General features: G+C 40.2%; 5 protein-coding genes. 1 reads left to right on the top strand and 4 read right to left on the bottom strand.

Annotated features, from left to right (window positions below; all coding sequences use genetic code 11):
* Positions 1–378: 378 nt before the first annotated feature.
* The gene (locus LXL81_RS28650) at positions 379–2,148 is read left to right on the top strand and encodes an SGNH/GDSL hydrolase family protein (protein ID WP_234651550.1); all 1,770 of its coding nucleotides are present in this window, start codon (positions 379–381) and stop codon (positions 2,146–2,148) included.
* Positions 2,149–2,161: 13 nt separating this feature from the next.
* On the opposite strand, the gene LXL81_RS28645 is transcribed toward LXL81_RS28650, so the two are convergent.
* The 4 genes from LXL81_RS28645 to argS form a co-directional block, all read right to left on the bottom strand.
* Positions 2,162–3,055, bottom strand: a complete 894-nt coding sequence (locus LXL81_RS28645; RefSeq protein WP_234651548.1) for a 1,4-dihydroxy-2-naphthoate polyprenyltransferase — start codon at positions 3,053–3,055, stop codon at positions 2,162–2,164.
* A gap of 18 nt (positions 3,056–3,073) precedes the next feature.
* Positions 3,074–3,448 carry a DUF5618 family protein gene (locus tag LXL81_RS28640; RefSeq protein ID WP_234651546.1) on the bottom strand — a complete coding sequence of 125 codons (375 nt, stop codon included), beginning with the start codon at positions 3,446–3,448 and terminating at the stop codon, positions 3,074–3,076.
* A 29-nt stretch (positions 3,449–3,477) separates the two neighbouring features.
* A complete protein-coding gene (locus tag LXL81_RS28635) occupies positions 3,478–4,035 on the bottom strand; it encodes a glutathione peroxidase (protein ID WP_234651542.1) in 558 nt (185 codons plus the stop codon).
* Positions 4,036–4,160: 125 nt separating this feature from the next.
* Positions 4,161–5,939: an arginine--tRNA ligase gene (argS, locus tag LXL81_RS28630; RefSeq protein ID WP_234651540.1), complete on the bottom strand. Its 1,779-nt coding sequence runs from the start codon at positions 5,937–5,939 to the stop codon at positions 4,161–4,163.
* Positions 5,940–6,000 lie beyond the last annotated feature (61 nt).

Here is a 6,000-nt window from a genome sequence, read left to right as displayed (position 1 = left end):
CTCATGGTCTTAGAATAAGTTTGCCTTTTCTCGTCCTATACTGGCTTATCACCTTTCTGGTGAATCCTTAGGTGCTGTTGTGACTCTTAGCATTGGGTGGTGGGGAATACCTTGGGTGCTACATATCTGCTGGATTGTTTAGGCTTCAATCTCCTCTCACCACTCAATACCAAGTTCTGAACTTAATCTTTATTAACCATGATTTTCTAAGACAAACATACGAGGTTTCAACCTTAGGTCTTGAAATATGCCAGGACTTTCCGGCTTTAGCCAAAGCAAAATTCACCTTCATAAACCAAATAAATACATCGAGAAATATAGTAAGAAACGGGTAAACAGACACTTTTGTAACCAAATAACTGTGTCTGATCCTTTTTTATGAAATCAAGATTATTCTATTGCTTTTTCCTCACTTTCTTCAATCATTTTGTTACAGCACAAAATACTGCTTTCACCTGGTGGAATCCTGCAGACAATTCTTTTCCCGTTTTGGAAGGACAAGCATGGCCTGACGAAGTTAAAAACAAATACGACCGTTTACCCTCCCGTGCGGAAAAAAACGTTCGTGAGCAGGTATGGAATCTATCGACTCAGGCTGCTGGTCTGATGATCCGTTTTCGGGCGAATTCAGGTGAAATAAAAGTCAGATATATTGTTGGCGGGAAACAGGCCCTGCCGCATATGCCGGCAACCGGAGTGAGTGGGGTAGATTTATATGCGATTTCAAATGATGGCGACTGGCGTTGGTGTGCAGGAAAATATGCTTTCGGAGATACGATAACGTACAATTTTAAAAATATTGAGCCGGTAGATCCAACCCACAAATTAGGTCGGGAATACCGTCTTTTTTTACCACTTTACAACAATGTGAAATGGCTTGAAGTGGGAGTGCCGGAAGGGACACGCTTCGAGCCTTTGTCTTTAAGGCCAGACAAACCCATTGTAGTTTATGGAACGTCTATCGCACAAGGAGCTTGTGCATCACGTCCGGGCATGGCCTGGACCGCAATTCTTGGACGCAAACTTGATGATCCGTTGGTAAATCTTGGCTTTTCAGGAAATGGACGAATGGAAAAAGAATTGGTTGATCTGGTTTCTGAAATTGATGCGAAAATTTATATCCTGGACTGTCTTCCAAATCTTGTGGCGAGTGTAAATGTCCCCGTGGAAGAGATTAAGAAAAGATATTTGGACGGTATTCGAACATTAAGGGCTAAACATCCTGAAACTCCAATAGTAATAGCTGAACACGATGGTTATACTGATGAAGAGATCAATGCCGTCAGCCGGAAAAGTTATCAGGATGTCAATGTGATTATAAAAGAAGTATTTGCACAGTTGAAATCAGAGGGTATAACAAGTGTTTTTTTAATTCCAAAGGAAGATTTTCATCAGGATATTGAAACCATGGTGGATGGCACGCACCCAACGGATCTGGGAATGATGCGTTATGCTGAGGCTTATGAAAAGCAAATCAGGGAGATTTTGCATGAGCAGAAAGGAACAGTAGCCACAACTATTCCCTGTACACAAATGCGAGAGCTTGCCAATTATGACTGGGAAAAAAGGCATTTTGATATTCTGAAAGCAAATAAATCTGATCAGCCAAAAGTTGTTGTGATCGGAAATTCTATAACCCATTTCTGGGGTGGGCTGCCAAAAGGGCCTCGCTCAACAGGAGCGGATTCCTGGGATAAAACTTTTGGAGTAAATGCAAGGAATATGGGTTATGGCTGGGATCGGATTGAGAATGTGCTGTGGCGCATATACCACGGAGAACTGGATGGCTTTAAAGCGCAGCAAATTTTCGTAAATATCGGCACCAATAATCTTCAAATGAATTCTGATGAAGAAATCCTGGCTGGCTGGCAAATGTTGATTGATGCAATGAAATATCATCAGCCTGAGGCAAATATTTCCATGGCCGGCATTTATCCAAGAAGACAGCAGGAAGATCGTGTAGCCAAACTGAACAGTAAGTTGAAGGAACTTACAAAATCAGCCAATGTAAATTATGTAGATCCTGGTTTGGTATTGGCAGGTAAGGATGGGAAAATTGACGAATCGCTTTTCTCAGACGGGCTTCATCCAAATGCGAAAGGATATTCAATTTTAGGAAAAGCCTATGAACCATTTATTAGAAAATGATTCATCTGGCCATCTAAATAATAACGCCTATTCCAAAAAGAATAACAAAAAGCAATGTTGAAAGCGCCATTTGTTTAAGGTACGGATCAAGCTCACTTGCCTTTTTCAATCTGGAAATAGCAAGTCCGTTTTTGATAAAAAGTGGAAAGCTAAGAAGGAAAATAAGGCTGGTATAACTTGAAAAGTGCTGAACGGTGTAAACCAGCACACACAGCATTCCCACACTCAAAATTGCCCAATGGTAAATAATTGCTTTTTCGCGTCCCAGACGGACAGGAATTGAGTTTTTGCCGGTAGCTCGGTCCGACTCAATATCTCTGATATTGTTGATATTAAGCACGCCAACTGCAAAAAGTCCGCAGCTAGTTGCCGGTAATAATAAGTCCCAGTTCCAGACAAGCGTATGCAGATAACTGCTTCCTAAAACACCCACCCATCCGAAGAAAATTAAAACGGATAAATCACCAAGTCCTACATAACCATACGGGCGTTTTCCTGCTGTGTATGTGATTGCAGCGATGATACACGCAATTCCAATGCCGAGAAAAACCCAGAAAGTATTCGCAGGTGCATCTCTCAGCGCAATAAATAAAAGAGAAATGCCGGAAATTAATGACAGTACAGAAAATAGAATGATAGCTTTCAACATTGTAGATGCCGGAATGCTGCCTGAATGAACCGCTCTTATCGGCCCTTCACGAAGTTCGGTATCTTTTCCATTAACCGCATCGCCATAATCGTTGGCAAAGTTGGAGAGTATTTGTAGAAGTGTGGTTGTAAGCACACTTAGAAAAGCAACGGGCCAGCTAAAATGACCCGTCGATGCTGCTAAAAAACAGCCCATTAATATACATGATAGCGCCAATGGCAATGTACGGGGCCGGGCTGCTTCGATCCAAAACTTCATTTTACTATAATCTTAAAATCAAGCCCGGGCTTTTTGTTCAGCCCAGGCAATTATTTTCTCTGCGTCTTTTAGGCCGGCAGTAGATACTTCGGAACTTAAATTTCCGTCATAGCTCATTGCCAAATGTAAAGTGTCATAAGCGGCAAGAAATGCAGAAAGGATCTTTTTATCCAGTCTGGCAAGTTCTTCCTTATACCATTCTACACTTTTGCGGCCTTTCTTTTTATCACCTAAAATAGCATCCAATGCTACAAGTACACCGGAATAAGCTGTGTGACCAGCCATTTTTACATATTTCCGATCCTGATAATACCCGTTTTCTTTCCGGGCTTTTTCACTCAGGATGTCTTTTGCATTTTCGATGTGCCTTTTTGCTTCAAGTATTTCTTTCATGTAAGTGTGTGTTTAATCTGAAGCTGGAATTAAATGCCAACAGCAGTCAAAAACTCAGCATCAGTCGGCAATATTTTAGATGCGAAAAAGTTGGTCAGTTCTCCTTTTTCGTTAATCACATATTTACAGAAATTCCATGTTGGAACTTTGTCATTCCATCCATTTAATTCTTTTGTACTTAGCCATTTGTAAATAGGAGCCTGATCCGGGCCAAGAACTGAAACTTTTTCAAACATAGGGAAAGAAACACCATATGTTTTTGAGCAGAAAGTAGCGATTTCTTCACTTGTACCCGGTTCCTGACCACCAAAGTTATTGGCCGGAAATCCTAATACAACCACTTTGTCACCATGTTCTTTGTTGAATTTTTCCCAGTCAGCATACTGTTTTGTGTATCCGCATTTTGAAGCAACATTCAGTATAACTACTTTTTTTCCTTTGTATTTGCTCAAATCAACCGTTTTGTCACCTACAAGGGATTTCACTTTGAAGTCGTACAAAGTTTGTTTTGCAACCATTGCTTCTGCCGGTTTTACAGCTGTTTCACTTTTATCGGCGAATAGTCCGGTAAATAAACTGGTAATCATAATAAGTACTGATTTTATTAAGGCCATAATGTATTAATTTGGTTAAGTTGGAATGAAAAATGTTTAGAAAAATACGCCATCGTCAATAGAGATTTTCACTATAAAATTAATGTAAAAAAATGCTATTACATTCTTTCAGGTACATTTATTCCTAACAACCCTAAACCTTTATGAATCGTTTCTGAAACTACTTTTGACAAAGCGATACGGAACTTAACGGCCACCGGGTCACTATCGGCAAAAATAGATACTTCTGCATAAAACTGGTTGTAAACTTTGGCCAGTTCATACATATAAAACGATACAACGGATGGCGCAAATTCATTACCGGCAGCCTCAACACGCAAGGGGAATTGTGATAAAGTATAGATCAGTTCACGCTCAACCTGATGCAATTCGTAATTTGCCGGTGGTAATTGAATTTCAATTCCGGATTGTTCCGCCTTTCTCATGATAGAACGCATCCGAGTATAGGTATATTGAATGAATGGTCCTGTATGTCCCTGGAAATCAATGGATTCTTCGGGATTGAAAAGCATTCTTTTCTTAGGATCCACTTTTAAAAGATAATATTTCAAGGCTCCGAGTGCCAGTGTATGGTACAAAGCAGTCGCCTCTTCGCTTTCAAAATCATCAATTTTTCCCAGTTCCTGCGTACGGCTGGCAGCGGTTTCGATCATCTGGTTTACAAGATCATCTGCATCCACAACCGTACCTTCACGCGATTTCATTTTCCCGGATGGAAGATCCACCATTCCATAACTGATATGATAGCAACCCTCAGCATAAGGACGGCCCAATCTTTTCAAAATCGCAAACAGAACATTGAAATGATAATCCTGCTCATTACCAACTACCCATAAATAACGGTCATTGTGGAAATCTGCGAATTTTAATTCCGTAGTACCAATGTCCTGTGTAATGTAAACAGAAGTTCCATCGCCACGCAAAACCAGTTTTTCATCCAAACCTTCTGCTGATAAATCGATCCAGACAGAATTATCAGGTTTTTTGAAGAATACTCCTTTTTGCAGACCGTCTTCAATAATATCTTTTCCTAAAACGTAAGTATTTGACTCATAATAAGTTTTATCGAAACTTACACCAATCTGATTATAGGTCTGATTAAAACCATCATAAACCCAGTTGTTCATCTTTTTCCAAAGCGCAACCGTTTCTTCATCACCTTGTTCCCATAACAAAAGCAATTTTTGCGCTTCCAGAATCCATGGTGCTTTTTTGGCTGCTTCTTCCGCAGTCATGCCGTTTTCTACAAGCTCACCAATTTGCTTTTTATACTCTTTATCAAAAAGAACATAGTATTTTCCTGCAAGGTGATCTCCTTTCAAACCTGATGACTCTGGTGTTTCTCCATTTGCCAGTTCTCGGTAAGCGAGCATGGATTTGCAGATATGGATTCCACGGTCGTTAACCAGACAGGTTTTTACAACATCATATCCGCAGGCTTTCAAAATTCTGGAAAGTGAATCGCCCAGAAAGTCGTTGCGTAAATGGCCTAAATGGAGCGGTTTGTTGGTGTTCGGAGACGAAAATTCGATCATCACAGACTTTCCGTTTGCCGGAGCATCTCCATAATCGGCGTCAGAGACAATTCCACTGAATAATTCCAGCCAGGTTTTATCGTTAAGACTGATATTCAAAAATCCCTGAACGACATTACAGCTATCAACTATTGAAGAATTTGCTTCCAGATCAGCCGCAATAATCTGTCCGATTTCAACCGGCGAGCGGCGTGTAGCCTTGGTTAACGCAAATGTTACAAAGGTGTAAAATCCTTCAAATTCTTTTTTTGTAGGCTGCAAAAGGATATCCTCGACGTGGATATCAAAATTCTTCTGGATCGCTTTTTGAATGTCCGCTTTCAGTATGGCTTCAATCGTCATGAATATTGTTTTTATAGTATTTCAGATTGTTAATCAAAATCAACATAACAATCATCTAAGT

Origin of the sequence: Dyadobacter sp. CY356 (assembly GCF_021440195.1) — a bacterium.
Taxonomy (GTDB): Bacteria; Bacteroidota; Bacteroidia; order Cytophagales; family Spirosomataceae; genus Dyadobacter.
This window is presented reverse-complemented; position numbering and strand designations above follow the sequence as displayed.

What these genes read in the sequence shown, in the direction of transcription:
- LXL81_RS28650 (WP_234651550.1), top strand. Translation starts at nt 379, where the DNA reads ATGAAATCAAGATTATTCTATTGCTTTTTCCTCACTTTCTTCAATCAT.
- LXL81_RS28645 (WP_234651548.1), bottom strand. Translation starts at nt 3,055, where the DNA reads ATGAAGTTTTGGATCGAAGCAGCCCGGCCCCGTACATTGCCATTGGCG.
- LXL81_RS28640 (WP_234651546.1), bottom strand. Translation starts at nt 3,448, where the DNA reads ATGAAAGAAATACTTGAAGCAAAAAGGCACATCGAAAATGCAAAAGAC.
- LXL81_RS28635 (WP_234651542.1), bottom strand. Translation starts at nt 4,035, where the DNA reads ATGATTACCAGTTTATTTACCGGACTATTCGCCGATAAAAGTGAAACA.
- argS (WP_234651540.1), bottom strand. Translation starts at nt 5,939, where the DNA reads ATGACGATTGAAGCCATACTGAAAGCGGACATTCAAAAAGCGATCCAG.